The following is a 17,103-nucleotide window of genomic DNA, read 5'->3' as shown; positions in this document are numbered from 1 at the left end:
GTTCCGTTCGGGGCGGGTCCGTTCGGGGCGGTTCCGTTCGGGGCGGGTCCGTTCGGGGCGGGTCCGTTCGGGGCCGGGCCGGTCGGCGGACCGGGCCCGGCCCCGGCGGGCTCACCCGGCGGGCTGCTGCTGGGTGGCGCAGTGGATGCCGCCGCCGCCCGCGGCGATGTGGTTGACGGAGACCTGGGTGACCTTCCGGCCGGGGTGGAGGTCGCCGAGGATGCCCGCAGCCCGGTCGTCGGCGGCCTGGTCGCCGAAGCGCGGCACGATGACGCCGCCGTTGCAGACGTAGTAGTTGATGTACGTGGCGAGGAAGTTCTTGCCCGCGCCCCGGATCCGCTCGACGTCGGGCTCGGGGAGGTCGACCACCTTGAGCGTGCGGCCCTTGGCGTCGGTGGTGGAGCCCAGCACTTCCAGGGCCTGGGCGGAGGCGGTGGTCCAGACGTCCGGCGGGGTGTCGGCGGTGGGGCGGTGCAGGACGACGGTGCCGGGCTCGGCGAAGCGGGCGAGGGCGTCCACGTGGCAGTCGGTGATGTCCTGACCGGCGACGCCCTTGAACCAGATCACCTTCTCCACGCCGAGCAGTTCCTTGAGGTCCGCCTCGATCCGGTCGCGGGACTTCCCGGGGTTGCGGTTGTCGTTGACCCAGGAGCTCTCGGTGGCCATCAGCGTGCCGTCGCCGTCGACCTCGATGCCGCCGCCCTCGCCGGTGATCGGCGCCTGGACGCGGGTGATCCGGTAGTGGTCGAGGAGGTAGCGGGCGACCTTGGCGTCGTTGGCGTGGGTCTGCTTGCCGCCCCAGCCGTTGAAGTCGAAGTCGACCCCGGCGAGCCCCTGCGGCCCGGTGACGAAGGTCGGGCCGGTGTCCCGGGCCCACAGGTCGTCGACCGTCAGCTCCAGCACCTCCACCGAGGTGCCGCAGGCCTGCCGGGCCTGGTCGGCCTGGTCCGGGCGGGCCAGCAGGACCACCGGCTCGAAGCCGGCGACGGCCTGGGCGAGGCCCGCGATGTCCTGCCGGACGCCGGCCAGCTGGTCGCCCCACACCTCCTCCAGCGCCGGCCAGGCCATGAAGGTGCGGGTGTGCGGGGCGGACTCGGCCGGCATCGCCCACCGGCCGGCCGCCGGGCTGCCGGAGGCGGCCGCGCCCGGGGCCGTGGCGCTCGGGCCGGGCGGCTCCTCCCCGCCGCCGTCGGAGGAGCAGCCGCCGGTCAGGGCCAGTGCGGCGAGCGCGGCCCCGGACTGCAGGATCGAACGGCGGGACGGCCGGGGGTGAGCCATGGGGCCTCTTCCGGTAGGTGTCTGGTCCGGCTCCGCAGGCTACTGACTGGAGGGTCAGGGTCCGGCGCGGCACGCCTCCGCCGATCGGGGGAATCCCCTCCTGGGGCCCCGCTTCACACTCCGGCCCACCTCCCGCTCGCGCCGCCGGACCCGGGCCGGCTCACAGTGCGCGGCGCGCGGCGGCGATCCGGTCGGGATCCCAGCCGGGCCGGGGGACGGACTCCAGCAGCAGCCGGGTGTAGGCGTGCCGCGGGGCGTCCAGGACCTCGGTGGTGGGGCCCGCCTCGACGATCCGCCCGTGGCGCATCACGACCACCTCGTCGGTGACGCAGCGGACGACGCCGAGGTCGTGGGTGATGAACAGGTAGCCGACGCCGGTCCGTTCGCGGATGTCGGCGAGCAGGTTGAGCACCTGCGCCTGGACCGAGACGTCCAGGGCGGCGACCGCCTCGTCCAGCACCAGCACCGCCGGTTCGACGGCCAGCGCCCGGGCGATGGCGACGCGTTGGCGCTGGCCGCCGGAGAGTTGACGGGGCAGCGCGTCGGCCGCCCTGGTGCCGAGGCCGACCTGGTCGAGGAGTTCCCGGATCCGGGTCGTGTGGTCGGTGCCGGGGAAGTGCAGCCGCAGGGTCTCCCGCAGGACGGCTTCCACGCTGGTGCGCGGGTCCAGCGAGAGGTACGGGTCCTGGAAGACCATCTGCACCTCGCGGGCGCGGGCCAGCCGTTCGGCCCGGCCCCGGGCCCGCCCGGTCCTGGCCCGGCCGCGGACCAGCACCTCGCCCGCGTCGGCCTGTTCGAGGCCGACGACGATGCGGGCGGTGGTGGTCTTGCCGGAGCCCGACTCGCCGACGATGCCGAGCGAGCCGCCGGCCGGGAGGCTGAACGACACCTCGTGGACGGCCCGTACGCTGCCGAAGGCCCGGCACAGCCCGGTGACCTGCAGGACGGCCTCAGTCATCGGCGGGGTTCCCTTCGAGCGGGTGGTGGCAGGCGACCGGCCACGGCCCGGGGGCCTCCTCGTGGCACAGCCCGGTCGCGTACGGGCAGCGGGCGGCGAACGCGCAGCCGGTCAGGTCCTGTCGCAGGTCCGGCGGTTGGCCGTCGATGGCGGCGAGCCGGCCGGGCCGGGCGTCCAGCCTCGGGGTGGCGGCGAGCAGGGCGGCGGTGTACGGGTGTCGGGGCCGCTCGAACAGCGCCTCGGCGGGGCCGCTCTCGACGATCCGCCCGGCGTACATCACGTGGACCCGGTCGCTGATGGCGGCGGCGAGCCCGAGGTCGTGGGTGACGAACAGCAGGCCGGTGCCGAAGCGTTCGCGCAGCTGGCCGAGGAGCGCGATGACCTCGGCCTGGCTGGTGACGTCGAGCGCGGTGGTGGGCTCGTCGGCGAGCAGCAGGACCGGGTCGCCCATCAGCGCCCCGGCGATCATGACGCGCTGGAGCATGCCGCCGGAGAGCTGGCCGGGGTAGCGGCGCAGCAGTTCCGGGCCGAGGCCGACGGCGTCTAGGAGTTCGGCCGCCCGCCGGTCGGCGTCCGCCTTGCCCAGGACGCCGGTGCGGCGCACGCCCTCGGTGAGGAAGTCGCCGATGCGGCGCAGCGGGTTGACGGCGGCGCGGGGGTCCTGGAAGACCATCGCCGCCCGGCCGGTGCGCAGCGCGCGCAGCCGGTCGGGGCCCATGGTCAGGACGTCCTCACCGTCGACGAGCACGCTGCCGCCGGTGGTGGCGCCGGGCGGCAGCAGGCCGAGGGCGCTGCGCGAGGTGAGGCTCTTGCCGGAGCCGGACTCGCCGACCAGGGCGACGGTCTCGCCGGGGGCGACGGTCAGGTCGACCCCGTCGAGGACGGGCCGGGCGGCACCGGGCAGGTGGAGCCGCAGGCCGCGGATGTCGAGGGCGTTCACGCGCTCCTCCGGGTGGTTCACGGGGTCCTCCGGGCTACGCGGTCGGCCCAGCGCTCGCCGACGACGTTGAAGGCCACGACGGTGAGCACGATGAGGACGCAGGGCAGGACGGCGGAGAGCGGGTAGCCGTGCTGGATCGCGGTCTGGCCGTCGAAGACCATCCGTCCCCAGTCGGGGGTGAGCGCGGGCACGCCCAGTCCGAGGAAGGAGAGGCCGGCCAGGTCCATCAGGGCGTACCCGAAGTTGATGGTGGACTGGGCGAGGACGACGGGTGCGATGTTGGGCAGGACGTGCCGCAGGCAGATCTGCGCGGCGGAGTGGCCCTGCACCCGGTAGGCGCTGACGTAGGGCCGTTCCCGTTCGGCCAGCACCAGGGAGCGGGTCAGCCGCGAGACGTACGGCAGGTAGGCGATCGCCAGGGCGAGGACGGGGGCGAGCAGGCCCTCCCCGTACACCGAGACGATCAGGATGGCGAGCAGCATGCCGGGGAAGGCGAAGACCAGTTCGGTGCTGCGGGACAGGACGGAGTCGAGCCAGCCGCCGCGCCAGCCGGCCACCAGGCCGACCAGGACGCCCGCGACGGTGGAGAAGGCGACCACGCCGAGCGGGCCGAGCAGCGAGGTGCGGGCGCCGAGCAGGAGCCGGGAGAGGGTGTCCCGGCCGGCCGCGTCGACGCCGAGCAGGTGGTCGGGCGAGGGCCCGGCGAGGGCGTTGCCGAGGTCGACGGCGTTCGGGTCGTCCGGTGCCGCCCAGGGGGCGAGCAGGGCGGCGAGCACGACCAGGGCGACGAAGCCGAGGCAGGCCAGGTGGAGCGGGGCGCGGGCGGACCTGAGCCGGCCGAGGCCTGGTCGGCGGGTGAGGACGGCGCTCATGCCTCGGACCTCCTCGCGCCGAGGGTGACCCGGGGGTCGACCAGCGGGTGGAGCAGGTCGACGACCAGGTTCACCGTCATGAACAGGGCGACGATGAGCAGCGAGATGGCCTGGACGGTCGGGAAGTCCTTGGTGCTGGTGGACAGTTCGAGGAGCTGACCGATGCCGCCGATGCTGAACGCGGACTCCACCAGGATCGTGCAGACCAGCAGGGTGGAGACGATCAGGCCGCCGGTGGTCAGCACGGTGCCCAGCGAGTTGCGGAACACGTGGCGGCGGATCACCTCCCGCTCCGGCACGCCGCGGCTGCGGGCGACGGCCACGTGCTCGCCGTCCAGGGCCTCCAGCATCGCGGAGCGGGTGACCCGGGCGAGCATCCCGATCAGGTACAGCGCGAGGGCGACCGCCGGCAGGGTGAGGTGCCACAGCAGGTCGGCGAAGCCGTCGCCGGTGCCGCTGGTCGGGAACCAGCCCAGCTTGACCGCGAACAGGCCCTGCAGCAGGACGGCCGCGACGAAGGAGGGGGTGCCGACCGCGAGCGTGGTGGTCAGCAGGATCGTCGAGTCGGTGGCGCCGCCGCGCACCGCGCCGATCCAGCCGAGCGCCAGGCCGATCATGACGACCACCAGCAGCGCCATGGCCACCAGGGTCAGGGTGGCGGGCAGCCGGTCGGCGAGCAGCGTGGACACGTCGGTGCGGTAGGTGATGGAACGCCCGAAGTCGCCGTGCAGCACCTGGCCGAGCCAGCGGAGGTAGCGGACCAGGAAGGGGTCGTCGAGGTGGTACTGCTCGTTGATCGCCTGCAGGGCGGCCGGCGAGGCCGACCGGCCGGACAGCAGGAAGCTCGCCGGGCTCCCCGGCGCGAGGTACATCGCGCCGAAGACCACGAAGGACGCGCCGAGCAGGGTGGCGGCCATCTCGGCCAGCCGCCGGGCGGCGAATCTCAGGAAGTTCACCGCGCGGCTCCCACGTCGGCGGCCCACGGGTAGTACATGTACGCGATGGTGGTGGGGGCGCCGGTGATGCGCTTGTTGAGGAAGACGGCGGTGGGCCACTCGGCGACCGGGATCCAGAGCAGCTGCTCGGAGGCGGTCCGCTGGAGCTCCGCCTCGATCGCGCCGCGCTCGGCCGGGTCGTACTCGGCGGTGGCCCGGTCGACGAGGTCGTCGTAGCGCTGGTCGCTGTAGCCGGCGAAGTTCTGGTAGGCGCCGGTCTTGAAGTTGGTGAGCAGGTCGAGCGGGTCGGTGACCGAGTCGTAGTAGGTCTCGGGGAACAGGTCCAGGCCCTCGCGGGCCTTGGGGTCGGTGAACAGCGAGGTGAACGCGTTCGGCGCGATCGTCCGCAGCCGGACGTCCAGGCCGATCCTCGCCCCGGCGGCCTGGACGGCGGTGGCAAGCAGGGACACGTCCTGGCCGATGGTGCTGGTGGCGACGGTGATCGTCTTCCCCTCGGCGCCGGCCTCCTTGACCAGGGCCTTGGCCCGGTCGACGTCCTGGGCGGTCGGCGTGAGGTGCTCGAAGGCCGACTTCCGGACGGACTCGGGGGCGCCGGCCCAGGCGGCCCGGGTGGTGAGGGAGCCGGTGACGGTGCCGGCCCCGGCGAGGCCGGTCCTGACGAAGCCGGAGCGGTCGAGCGCGAGGGAGAGCGCCTGGCGGACCCGGAGGTCGCCGAGCGGTCCCCGCATGCTGGTGACGTTGAGGTTGACGGTGCTCAGGCCCTCGCCGAAGTACAGCGTGCCCGCGCCGCTCCCGCGCAGCCGGTCGTAGCTCTCGGTCGGGATCAGGTAGCCGCCGTCGACGTCACCGGTGAGCATCGCGTTGGTGCGCGCGGACGGGTCGGTGAGGAAGCTGAAGACGACCTTCTTCGACTTGGCCTTGGTGCCCCAGTAGCCGTCGAAGCGCCGGAGTTCGATCGACTGGCCCTTGGCCCAGGTACCGAGCTGGTACGGCCCGGTGCAGTCGAGGCTGCCGCCGGTGCCGTAGTCCTTGCCCGCTGCCTCCACCCCGGCCTTGGCCGCGACCACGCCGGCGGCCGTCGCCATGTACTGCGGGAACTGGGAGTCGGGCTGCTTGAGCTTGACGGTGACCTGCAGCGGGCCGGTCCTGGTGACGGCGTCGACGTTCTGGAACACCTGGGCCCAGGCCGCCGCGTTGTCCGGGTTGGTCTGCCTGCCGAGGCTGTACACGACGTCGTCGGCGGTCATCACCGAGCCGTCGTGGAAGTGGACGCCGGAGCGCAGGTCGTAGACCCAGGTGGTCGGGTCGGGGTTGGACGCCTTCTCCGCCAGGCCGGGGGCCAGGGTGAGCTGGGGGGTCCACCGCATCAGGCTCTCGCAGACGTTCGCGAGCACGGTGTTCTGCGGGTAGTCGAAGGCCTGGACGTAGTCGAGCGTGGGCGGCTCGGCGTAGGTGGCCCAGGTGAACGAGTCGAGCTCGCCCTTGGCGGGCGGGGTGTCGGCGGACAGCTGAACCGCCGCCTGGCCGGAGCCGCCGCGGGGCGGCCCGGAGCACGCGGCGACCAGGGCGGCCGTCGAGAGCAGGGCGGTGGCGAGGACGAACCGACCGCGGACGGTGGCGCGTCTCGCGGGCGCGGTGGGAGTCATGAGGGTGTTCTCCGTTCGCTGACGGGGGTGAGGTCAGGCGCGGGCGCGGGCGCGGGTGGGGGCGGGGTCAGGCCGGGCGGGCTCAGGCGCGGGCGGCCGGGATCTGCTGGGTGATGCAGTGGACGCCGCCGCCGCCGTAGGCGATCACCCGGGCCCGGACCCCGACGACCTTCCGGTCCGGGTAGGCGGCGGCGAGCACGGCGAGCGCGCCCTCGTCCTCGGGGTGGTCGGCGACCGGCACGACGACACCGCCGTTGGCCAGGTAGAAGTTGAGGTACCCGACCTCCACCTCGCGGCCGTCGACCTCGACGAAGGCGGCCTGGGGCAGGTCGACGATCTCGAACGGCCGGCCCTGGGCGTCGGTGGAGTGCTCCAGCACGGTGCGGTTGGCCCGCATCCGCACGAAGTCCGGGTGCGCGGGGTCGGCCGGGAGCTGCACCACGACCTTGCCGGGGGCGACGAAGGCGCAGACGCCGTCCACGTGCCCGTCGGTCTCGGTGTCCAGCGCGCCGCCGTACGGCAGCCAGACCACCTTGGTGACGCCGAGGCGCGCCTTCAGCTCCGCCTCGATCTCCTCCCGGGACAGGTCCGGGTTGCGGTTGGGGTGCAGCAGGCACTGCTCGGTGGTGATCAGCGTGCCCTCGCCGTCGACGGTGATCGCCCCGCCCTCCAGGATCATCTCGGAGCGGATCGCCGGGGTGCCGAGGTGCTCCAGCAGCAGGCCGCTGATCCGGTCGTCGGCGTCCCAGGGGCTGTGCTTGCGGCCCCAGGCGTTGAAGCGGAAGTCCACGCCGGCCCGGCGGCCCTCGCCGTCGAGGACGAAGATCGGCGCGGAGTCGCGGAACCAGGAGTCGTCCGTCGGCAGCTCCACGACGGTGACGCCCTCGCCGCAGCGGGCGCTCGCCTCCTCGCCGTGGCCGGGCGGGGCCACCATGGTGACCGGCTCGAACTCGGCGATGGCGCGGGCGACCGCCGCGTACTCGCCCTGCACCTCGTCGAGGGTGTCGCCCCACAGGTCCGGGCGGACGGGCCAGGCCATCAGGCAGCCCTCGTGCTCGGTCCACTCGGCCGGCATGCGGTACGTCACGGGATACCTCTTCTGTTCGGGTCCTGGGGTCCGGCCGGGGACGGTCGGGGACGGTCGGGAGGGAGAGTGGTGGGAACGCGAGTCCCCGGCGGCCCGTCTCCGTGGGGGGTACCGGACGGGCCGCCGGGAAGTCTCAGCGCACTGGCGGGACGGCCGGCTGGGACTGGGTGGCGCAGTGGATGCCGCCACCGCCGGAGGCGATGGTGTCGATGTCCAGCTGGACGACGTCACGGCCGGGGAACTCGGCCTGGAGGATCGTGCAGGCCAGGCCGTCGGCGTAGGCGTCGCCGAACTGGGGGACGAACACCGCACCGTTGGCGACGTAGAAGTTGGTGTAGCTGGACAGGAAGTCCTTGCCGCGCCCGCGGATCCGCGCCCGGTCCGGGCCGGGGAGCTCGATCACGGTCAGCGGGCGGCCCTGGGCGTCGGTGGCGGTCCGCAGCACCTGCTTGGCCTGCTCGTAGACCTGGACCCAGATCCGGTCGGTGCCGGGGCCGGGCTTGTCGAGGATGACCCGACCGGGTGCGGTGAAGCGGGCCAGGCAGTCGATGTGGTCGTCGGTGATGTCCTGGCCGGCGAGCCCGGCCAGCCAGATCACCTTGTCCATCCCGAGGCCGGTCTTCAGGGCCCGTTCGACCTGGTCCTGCGACATGCCGGGGTTGCGGTTGGGGTTCACCAGCGAGCTGACGGTGGCCAGCAGGGTGCCCTGGCCGTCCGTCTCCAGCGCGCCGCCCTCGCCGACGAAGGGGGCCCGGACGCGCTCGACGCCGTACTCGGCGAGGAGGGCGGCCGCGACCGCCGCGTCCTCGGTGTAGCGCTGGTAGTACGGGGTCCCGGACTTGCCCCAGCCGTTGAAGTTGGTGTCGACACCGGCGACGGCGCCCGGCGCGACCACGAAGGTCGGGCCGAAGTCGCGGATCCACAGGTCGTCGTTGGCGATCTCGACGACGGTGATGCTGTAGTACGCGCCGGCTCCGCAGTAGTACCGGGCGTCGGCGGCCTGGCCCGGGCGGGCGACCATGACCACCGGTTCGTAGCGGGAGATCTCGTACGCGACCCGCGCGATGTCGTCGCGGACCGCCGACAGCTGGGTCTGCCAGATCGAGGACAGGGCCGGCCAGGCCATGAAGGTGCGGACGTGCCGGTCGCTCTCGGCGGGCATCCGCAGCCTCGCGGTGGCGCCGGCCGTGGTGGCGGTGCCGGCCGTGGTGGCGCCGGCCGTTGAGGCGTCGGTGGTGCCGGCGGCCGTGGCGGCCCGGGCGGTCGCCGGCAGGACGGCGCCGAGGGCGACCAGGGGGACGGCGGCGGCGCCGAACCGGAGCAGGCCGCGTCGGGAGGGGGTGGGGGATCGCATAGCACTCCCTGGATGAGGGGGGGGAGGTGTGGGGGTTGCCCCGCAGGGTTGCCCCGCATCCTCTACCGTACTGAAAATTCAGTCAAGCTTTTGGCTCAAAGCCAGGGCAACTCCCTGAAACGATCATCAGGAACCTGTCTGACCAGCCAGGAGGCCCGGTAGAGTGAGCGACCATGTCGGACCGTCGGACGGAAATACTCAAAGCAGCGACCCGGGTGATCGCCCGCCGTGGCGTACGCGGACTGCGCGTGGGCGAACTGGCGGCCGAGGCCGGGGTGTCCACCTCGCTGATCTACTACCACTTCACCGACCGGGCCGGCCTGCTGCGCCGGACGCTGGAGTTCATCAGCGACCGCGCCGACCACTACACCGCCGACGAGGACCCCGCGCCGCGCACCGAGGACCCCCGCGCCGACCTCGAACGGGTGCTGCTCCGGGAGCTCCAGGACCACCCCGAAGTCCGCGAGAACTCCACCGCATGGGGCGAGTTGAGAGCCACCGCGGTCTTCGAACCGGACCTCCGCGAGGACCTGGCGAGGACCACCCACACCTGGGTGCACGACATCGCCGAACTCCTCGCACGGGCCGACCCGACCGGCACCGCCCCCGCGCACGCGGCCGCCGCCGAACGGCTCACCACCCTCGTCGAGGGCCTCAGCGTCCGGTGGCTGAGCGGCTCGCTGCCCCTCGACCACGCCCGCCGGCTGCTCCGCAGCGCGGTCGAGACCGAACTGCCGTAGCGCCGGCCGCCGAGGCCCGGAGCAGCGCGTCACCGCTATCCTGACCCTACCTCTAAACTTCGCGATGCCGTCAGCGCTGCCGCCCACGCCGCCCAGCGCCGTGGCCGCCCGGGGGGACGCCGTCGTCGCCATACGGCCCCCACCCTCCCCGTCCGCCAGAGAGGCCACCGCATGTCCGCCGACCGATCCCCCTTCACCCTCCAGCCGGTCTTCCAGGAACTGACCGCGGACGACCCGCGCGAGGTCGGCGGCCACCTGCTGTACGCCCGGCTCGGCGCCGGCGGCATGGGCCGGGTCTACCTCTCCTACACCCCCGGCGGCCGGCCGGTGGCGCTCAAGGTGGTGCGGCCCGAACTCGCCGGGGACCCGGACTTCCGGGCCCGCTTCGCCCAGGAGGTGGCCAGCGCCCGGCGCATCCACGGGCTGTTCACCGCCCAGGTCGTCGACGCGGGCGTGGACGCCGCCACCCCCTGGCTGGCCACCACCTACGTGCCGGGCCCCTCGCTCCAGCAGGTGGTGCAGCGCTTCGGCCCGCTCCCGGAACGGACCGTCCTGCTGCTGATGGCCGGGATCGCCGAAGCCCTCCAGGCGATCCACGCCACCGGCGTGGTCCACCGCGACCTCAAGCCCGGCAACGTGCTGATCGCCCCCGACGGCCCCCGGGTGATCGACTTCGGCATCGCCCGCGCCGCCGACGCCGTCCCGCTCACCGGCACCGGCCTGCGCATCGGCTCCCCCGCCTACATGGCCCCCGAGCAGGCCACCGGCCGGCCCGCGACCGCGGCCACCGACGTGTACGCGCTGGGCGCCCTCGCCGTCCACGTCGCGGGCGGCACCCCGCCCTTCGGGGACGGCCCGGACCTGGGGGCGCTCTACCGCACCGTCCACGAGGAGCCCGACCTCGGCCGGGTCCCGGAGGGCCTGCGCGAGCTGCTGCTGCGCTGCCTCGCCAAGCGGCCCGAGCACCGCCCCACCACCGCCGAGGTGATCGCCGCCGCCCGTAGCCACCCGGCGGTGGGCGGCCACCTCCGCTTCGCCGAGGACTGGCTGCCGCAGTCGCTGACCAGCCAGATCGACCGGCACGCCGACCTGCCCCAGGTGCCCGCCGAGGCCGCCGAGGCCACCGCCCGGCCGGGCCTGGACTCCGCGCTGACCGTCCTCGCCCCGGCGGCCGCGCCGACGCCGACGGTGCTCGCACCCGTGCCCGCGACCACTCAGGCGCCCTCGCCGGGGTCCGCCCAGCCGCCCTCGCCGGGATACGCCCGGGTGCCCGGCCAGGCCGGCGGCGACCCGGTTCCGCGCGGGGGCGCCCACGGCCGGGGCCGCCGCGGACGCTCTCTCGGGCGCACCGCGCTGACCGCCGCCGTCGCCCTGACCGTCGGCGCCGCGGCGGCGGTCCTGCTGCTCGACGACCCGGACGCGGTGGAGGCCGCGGCCGACGAGGCCCCGATCGCCGGCCCGACGACGCCGGGGGCGCCCACCCCGGCGCCGGGCACGCCGACGGCCCCGCCCTCCCCCACCCGCTCCGCCACCGCAGCCCCGACCGCCACGCCGCCGCCCGCACCCGCCGCCGACTACGCCGCCGACTACCGCGGGACCGAGCTGACCTCGGCGGACTCCGGCTACGAGTTCGACCTCGCCACCGGCACCGTCGTCCCGGTCGACAGCGTCACCTGGTACGTCAGCCGCGGCGAGAGCGAGTTCCTGGTACCGGAGACCGCCGACTCCTTCATCGGCCGGGACGCCGGACTGGGCGTCGCCGACTGCCTCAAGGGGCTCGGCAGCCGGCCGGCCGGACGGATCCCGTTCGCGGCCGTCGGGCCGCGCGGGGCCTTCTGCGTCCGGTCCGCGGACGGCCGGGACCTCGCCGTCGTGCGGGTGCTGTCGACCGCGCCCGGCGACGGCCCGGTCCGGGTCTCCGTGGACCACTACCGCCGCAACGGCTGAGAGCCGTCGTCGGCCCCCACCGGTGGTGGGGGCGACGACGGCTCTCCGCAGCACGCCCGGGTGCGGCGCTCAGGCAGGCCGCTTCACCTCCGGGGACGCCGGGGTTGCCTGGGTCGCCGGGTGCGCCGGGGACGGCGCGCCCGCGGGCGGCTGCACCGCCGGGCCCGCCGCCGGCTCGGCCGCCGCTCCGCCCGCCGACTCCTCCCGCATGGCCGCCGTCTCGCTCTTCAGGATGCGCATCGACTTGCCCAGCCCGCGCGCCATCTCGGGCAGCTTCTTGGAGCCGAACAGCAGCACCAGGACGGCCACCATGATCAGTAGGTGCCAGGGCTCCAGACCATTGCGCAGCATCGCCGCTCACCCGGCCTTTCGTCGTCGTGACCGGGGCCGCGCGGTCGGCGGCCCGGGTCGTCTCGGGGTGGTTCGGGTGACTTCACCGTAAAGCTTGACTGATTTTTCAGTCAATGCGAGAGTTCGGTTCCGGCGATACCGGACGAACCGGTCCACGGGCTCCATCCCGATCCACGGATCCACCCCGGTCCCCGCGCCCCAGCCGGCCCACCCCCGCCGTTCCACCCCCAGCCCCACCGGAGGACACCGTGTCCCAGTCCCCCCTCGCCCGCCGCACGGTGCTGCGCTCCCTCGCCGGAGCCGGTGTGCTCGCCCTCGGTCTGACCGCCTGCGCCGCCGAAGGCGACGACCCGGCCGACCCGGCGTCCCCGGCCGCCCCCACCACCGCCCCGGCCGGGGACGCACCCGCGCAGCCCCCGGCCCCCGCGCACGGGCGCCGGCTCGGCGGCGAATGGGAGAAGCACGAGCGGACCTTCATGGCCTGGCCCGCCTCCGAGCACGTCTGGGCCGAGCAGCTCGGCGCCGTCCGCAAGGACATCGCCACCGTCGCCCGGGCCGTCGGCGAGCGCGAACCGGCGGTCCTGCTCGTCCGCCCGGGCCAGGAGTCCTCGGCCCGCAACGCCTGCGGCTCGGACGTCGAGCTGCTCTCCGTCCCGGTGGACGACCTGTGGGCCCGGGACACCGTGCCGGTGTTCGTCGAGGAGGGCGGCAAGGTCAAGGGCGTCGACTTCAACTTCAGCGGCTGGGGCGGAAAGCAGGAGCACACCAACGACGCTCGGATCGCCCGCGCCGTCCTGCAGAAGTACGGGATCGAGCGGCTCGAAACCCCGATCACGGCCGAGGGCGGCTCCTTCGAGACCGACGGCCAGGGCACCCTGATGGTCACCGAGAGCTCCGTCGTCAACGACAACCGCAACCTCGGCCGCAGCCGCGACCAGGTCGAGGCGGAGCTCAGGAAGGCGCTCGGCGTCACCAAGGTGATCTGGCTGGCGGGCGTCAAGGGCAAGGACATCACCGACGCCCATGTCGACTGCCTCGCCCGCTTCGTCGCCCCCGGCGTCGTCTTCCTGGACCGGGCCTTCCCCGGCACCCCGCCGGACGTCTGGTCCCGCTCCGCCGACCAGGCCCGCGCCGTCCTCGCCGAGGCCACCGACGCGACCGGCAGGAAGCTCAAGGTGATCGAGGTCGACCAGCCCGACCCGGACAGGATCACCGGGCGCGGCGACGCCTTCGTCTCCTCGTACATGAACTTCTACATCGGCGACAAGGGCGTCTACCTGCCGAAGTTCGGCGACGCCCGGGCCGACGGCCACGCCCAGGAGCTCTTCGGGGACCAGTTCCCGGGCCGCGAGGTCGTCCCCCTGCAGATCGACACCATCGCCTCCGGCGGTGGCGGCATCCACTGCTCCACCCACGACCAGCCCGCCGGCTGACCCCACCGCCCCGCGCCCCCGGCAACCCCGTGCGGCCGAACCGCCTCTACTTCCTCTGGCGTAGCCCCACTCGTCTCCCGGCCGTCGCCAACTCGTCTTTCTTCGCCAGGACTTGAGCCCGGAGGGGCCCGACGGCATCCTGGGCGCTCGGCAGGGCCGGGCGTTCCTCCAGCGGTGCTGGACGGGCCCTCCAGCCGTCGCCAGCAGGCTGGCGGCGACTGCCGGGAAGTGATCACTGCGGAGGAGGAGGCCAGATGCGGGTTGGCGATGTCTTCATCGAAGGAATCGGGATCTACCTGCCGGAGAAGTACAATGCGGCCAGGGCCGTCGAGGAGGGCGTCTACTCGGCCGAGGACTTCGCCGCGAACGAGATCGACGAGGTGCCCGTCGCCGGGGACATGGCGCCGCCGGACATGGCGGTGCGGGCCGTTCGGCACGCCTTCGACCGGTCCGGGGCGAACCCGGCGGACGTCTCCTTCGTCCTGTACGCGACCGGGTTCCACCAGGGCCCCAACGGCTGGAGCCCGGCCTCGTACATCCAGCAGAACACCATCGGCGGCTCGGCGCCGGCGGTCGAGCTGCGCGCCCACTGCACCGGCATGTTCAGCGCCCTGCAGCTGGCCGTCGGGCAGCTGCGCTCGGCGCCGGAGAACGCCTCGGTGCTGGTGGTGGGCGCGGACAACTTCGCCCAGCCGCTGGTCGACCGCTGGTCCCACCTGAACGGGATGGTCCTGGGCGACGCCGCCGTGGCGGTGCTGCTGACCAAGCGGCCCGGGTTCGCCCGGCTGCGGTCGGTGGGCCTGCAGGCCGTGCCGCAGCTGGAGGAGCTGCACCGCTCCGGCGTGCCGATCTGGCCGCCGACGGCCGTCACCGGCCAGCCGATGGACCTGCGCACCCGCAGCGCCCACTTCGTCCAGAACTCGCCGGTCGCCGGGCAGTTGAAGGACCTGCTGGTCGACGGGCAGCAGGAGCTGAACGACCGCACGGTGGCCGACGCCGGGCTGGCCTCGATGTCGGAGATCTCCTGGATCGGGCACATCAACGCCAGCCGGGCCGTGGTGGCCGACCGGCTCCTGCCGCTGTTCGGCTTCACCGAGGAGCGCTCCACCTACCGGCTCGGCCGCGACCTGGGCCACGTCGGCACCGGCGACCAGATCATCGGCTTCGACCGGCTGATCGAGCAGCAGCTGATCAAGCCGGGCGAGACCTACCTGATGGCGGGGGTCGGCCCGGGCCTGCACTTCGGCACGGCGGTGCTGGAGTACCTGTCGACACCGCCCTGGTCGGCCTGAGTGGCCGGCCCCGGCCGCCCGCCCGCGGCCGACCCGGACGTCGCCCGCTGGCGGGCGGAGCACGGCGCCGCCGTCGGTGACACCGTCACCGACAGCGGCCTGCCGGTCCGGCCGCTGTACGGCCCCGGCGACCTGCCGGCCGACCACGCCGCCGGCCTCGGTGTGCCCGGGGCCCCGCCGTACACCCGCGGGGTGTACCCCACGATGTACTCCGGGCGGCGGTGGAGCATCCGCCCGCTGGCCGGGTTCGGCACCGCCGAGGACACCAACCGCCGGATGCGGATGCTGCTGGCGGAGGGCGCCACCGCCGTCAACACGGTGTTCGACTACCCCACCAACCGCGGCTACGACAGCGACGACGCCTGGGGCAGCGCGGACGCCGGGCTCGGCGGCGTGGCCGTCGACTCGGTGGGCGACATGCTCGCGCTGTACGACGGCGTGCCGCTGGACCGGGTCAGCGTCTCGCTGGTGCTGTCCCACCCGGTCGCGGCGGGCGCGGTGCTGGCGATGTACCTCGCCGCCGCCGAGCAGGCCGGGTACGACCCGGCGTCGCTCTCCGGCACCCTCCAGAACGACTTCATGATGGAGACGGTCGTCCTGACCGCGCCGAACACGCTCGCCCCGCACTTCTCCTTCCGGCTGGCGATGGACGTGGTCGAGTACTGCGCCCGGAACCTGCCGCGCTGGCACCCGGTCAGCTTCACCGGCTACAACTACCGCGAGGCCGGCGCGGACGCGGTGCTGGAGGTCGCCCTGGTCGTCGCGAACGCGGTGGCCACCATCGAGGAGATGCGGGCGCGCGGCCTGGCCGTCGACGAGGTGGCCGGTTCGCTGTCGGCCTTCTTCACCGCGGCCGGGGACTTCTTCGAGGAGGCGGCGAAGTTCCGTTCGGCGCGCCGGGTCTACCACCGGGAGCTGACCGGGCGCTTCGCCCCCGCCGACCCGCGCAGCACCCGGCTGCGGTTCCACGTGCAGACCGCCGGGTCCTCGCTGACCGCGCAGCAGCCGCTCAACAACGTGGCCAGGGCCGCGCTGCAGGGCCTGTCCGCGGTGCTGGGCGGCGCGCAGTCCCTGCACCTGTGCGCCTACGACGAGGCGCTCTGCATCCCGTCCGAGGACGCCGCGCTGACGGCGCTGCGCACCCAGCAGATCCTGCTCGCCGAGACGGGCGCCGCCCGGACGATCGACCCGCTGGCCGGCTCGTACTTCGTGGAGAGCCTGACCGACGAGTTCGACCGCCGGATCGGCGAGACGCTGGGGAAGATCGACGCCCTGGGCGGGATCGTGGCCGCCGTCGAGCAGGGCTGGGTGCACACCGAGATCCTCGACCGGGCCTACCGCGACGTCGGCGACGTCGACAGCGGCAAGCGCGTGGTGGTCGGGGTGAACACCGCGGACACCGGCTCCGCGCAGTCGGTCGGCACCTTCGCGGTGCCGGAGACGTTGCCCCGTCAGCGCGCCCGGCTCGACCGGTGGCGGCGCTCCCGGGACGAGGCCGCCGTGGCCCGCGCCCTGCGGCGGCTCGACGCCTGCGTGGTCTCGGAGGGGAACACCATGCCCGTGCTGATCGACGCGGCCCGGGCGGGCGCCACGCTGGGCGAGTGCTGCCAGGTCTTCCGGGACCGGCACGGGGGCTGGCAGCAGCCGCTGAGCTGAGCGGCAACCGTTGAGCCGAGCGGCACCCGAGCGGCACCGAGCGGCAACCGAACAGCAGTCGACGAACCGAGGGGTCAGTCATGCCGATCAAGGTCGTCATCTTCAAACCGGGCCTCGACTCGCACTACCGGGGCGCGCTGGTCGTCTCCCGCTACCTCACCCAACGCGGGATGGAGGTCGTCTACCTGGGCAACCAGCTGGCGGACGGCGCCGTGCGGGCCGCCGTGCAGGAGGACGCGGACGTGCTCGGGATCTCCAGCCTGTCGGGGAACCACCACGCCATCGTGCCCGCCGTGTTCGAGGCCCTGCGCGCGCAGGGCGCCGAGTCCATCCCGGTCGTCCTCGGCGGGATCATCCCGGACGAGGACCGGCCCGCCATGGAGAAGGCCGGGGTCCGGGCCATCTTCGGCCCGGGCACCCCGCTGGAGCGGATCGCCGAGCAGGTCTCACTGGTCGCCGGCCGCCCGGTCGGCTAGGGCCCGTCTTCAAACCCCCGTCGTCCGCCCGCCAGGGCGGGCGGGGCGGCGTTGGGGTGCGTGCATCGCAAGGCGGAGGAGGGAGTCCATGCGGAGCATCGGCGACCGACGACAACG

General features: G+C 74.1%; 15 protein-coding genes. 6 read left to right on the top strand and 9 right to left on the bottom strand.

Translation table 11 applies throughout. The annotated features are described in order from the left end of the window. Positions 1-111 precede the first annotated feature (111 nt). The 8 genes from IE332_RS38665 to IE332_RS38630 form a co-directional block, all read right to left on the bottom strand. Positions 112-1,278 (bottom strand): agmatine deiminase family protein, encoded by a 1,167-nt coding sequence (locus IE332_RS38665; RefSeq protein ID WP_189926116.1) that lies wholly within the window; start codon positions 1,276-1,278, stop codon positions 112-114. 160 nt (positions 1,279-1,438) lie between these two features. Beyond that, positions 1,439-2,236: an ABC transporter ATP-binding protein gene (locus tag IE332_RS38660; RefSeq protein WP_189926114.1), complete on the bottom strand. Its 798-nt coding sequence runs from the start codon at positions 2,234-2,236 to the stop codon at positions 1,439-1,441. Next, on the bottom strand, positions 2,229-3,176 hold the full coding sequence (locus IE332_RS38655; protein ID WP_189926112.1) for an ABC transporter ATP-binding protein: 948 nt from the start codon (positions 3,174-3,176) through the stop codon (positions 2,229-2,231). The genes IE332_RS38660 and IE332_RS38655 overlap by 8 nt, the downstream gene beginning before the upstream one ends. Before the next feature lie 17 nt (positions 3,177-3,193). After that, the gene (locus IE332_RS38650) at positions 3,194-4,048 is read right to left on the bottom strand and encodes an ABC transporter permease (RefSeq protein WP_189926110.1); all 855 of its coding nucleotides are present in this window, start codon (positions 4,046-4,048) and stop codon (positions 3,194-3,196) included. Continuing rightward, entirely contained in the window at positions 4,045-5,004 is a 960-nt protein-coding gene (locus IE332_RS38645) for an ABC transporter permease (protein ID WP_189926108.1), read from the bottom strand. The genes IE332_RS38650 and IE332_RS38645 overlap by 4 nt, the downstream gene beginning before the upstream one ends. Further along, positions 5,001-6,650: an ABC transporter substrate-binding protein gene (locus tag IE332_RS38640; protein ID WP_189926105.1), complete on the bottom strand. Its 1,650-nt coding sequence runs from the start codon at positions 6,648-6,650 to the stop codon at positions 5,001-5,003. Before IE332_RS38640 ends, IE332_RS38645 begins: the two co-directional genes overlap by 4 nt. Positions 6,651-6,732: 82 nt before the next feature. After that, entirely contained in the window at positions 6,733-7,737 is a 1,005-nt protein-coding gene (locus tag IE332_RS38635) for an agmatine deiminase family protein (protein WP_229929267.1), read from the bottom strand. A gap of 133 nt (positions 7,738-7,870) precedes the next feature. Next, entirely contained in the window at positions 7,871-9,091 is a 1,221-nt protein-coding gene (locus IE332_RS38630; protein ID WP_189926103.1) for an agmatine deiminase family protein, read from the bottom strand. Between the two features lie 173 nt (positions 9,092-9,264). Between IE332_RS38630 and IE332_RS38625 the strand changes: the two genes are divergently transcribed. Continuing rightward, positions 9,265-9,831 (top strand): TetR/AcrR family transcriptional regulator, encoded by a 567-nt coding sequence (locus IE332_RS38625; RefSeq protein WP_189926101.1) that lies wholly within the window; start codon positions 9,265-9,267, stop codon positions 9,829-9,831. Between the two features lie 171 nt (positions 9,832-10,002). Further along, entirely contained in the window at positions 10,003-11,778 is a 1,776-nt protein-coding gene (locus tag IE332_RS41630) for a serine/threonine-protein kinase (RefSeq protein WP_229929266.1), read from the top strand. Positions 11,779-11,847: 69 nt separating this feature from the next. On the opposite strand, the gene tatA is transcribed toward IE332_RS41630, so the two are convergent. Next, positions 11,848-12,129: a Sec-independent protein translocase subunit TatA gene (tatA, locus tag IE332_RS38615; protein ID WP_189926099.1), complete on the bottom strand. Its 282-nt coding sequence runs from the start codon at positions 12,127-12,129 to the stop codon at positions 11,848-11,850. A 248-nt stretch (positions 12,130-12,377) separates the two neighbouring features. Between tatA and IE332_RS38610 the strand changes: the two genes are divergently transcribed. The 4 genes from IE332_RS38610 to IE332_RS38595 all read left to right on the top strand — a co-directional run bounded on the left by IE332_RS38610 (position 12,378) and on the right by IE332_RS38595 (position 16,986). Beyond that, positions 12,378-13,562, top strand: coding sequence for an agmatine deiminase family protein (locus IE332_RS38610; protein ID WP_229929265.1), 1,185 nt, complete (start codon positions 12,378-12,380; stop codon positions 13,560-13,562). A gap of 254 nt (positions 13,563-13,816) precedes the next feature. Further along, positions 13,817-14,854: a ketoacyl-ACP synthase III family protein gene (locus tag IE332_RS38605; protein WP_189926095.1), complete on the top strand. Its 1,038-nt coding sequence runs from the start codon at positions 13,817-13,819 to the stop codon at positions 14,852-14,854. Continuing rightward, positions 14,855-16,510, top strand: a complete 1,656-nt coding sequence (locus IE332_RS38600) for an acyl-CoA mutase large subunit family protein (RefSeq protein ID WP_189926092.1) — start codon at positions 14,855-14,857, stop codon at positions 16,508-16,510. Between the two features lie 80 nt (positions 16,511-16,590). Further along, positions 16,591-16,986 carry a cobalamin B12-binding domain-containing protein gene (locus IE332_RS38595; protein ID WP_189926090.1) on the top strand — a complete coding sequence of 132 codons (396 nt, stop codon included), beginning with the start codon at positions 16,591-16,593 and terminating at the stop codon, positions 16,984-16,986. Positions 16,987-17,103 lie beyond the last annotated feature (117 nt).

It is taken from the genome of Kitasatospora xanthocidica (assembly GCF_014656195.1).
Classification (GTDB): Bacteria; Actinomycetota; Actinomycetes; order Streptomycetales; family Streptomycetaceae; genus Kitasatospora; species Kitasatospora xanthocidica.
The sequence above is the reverse complement of the archived record's forward strand: the minus strand, read 5'-3'. Positions and strand labels throughout refer to the sequence as shown.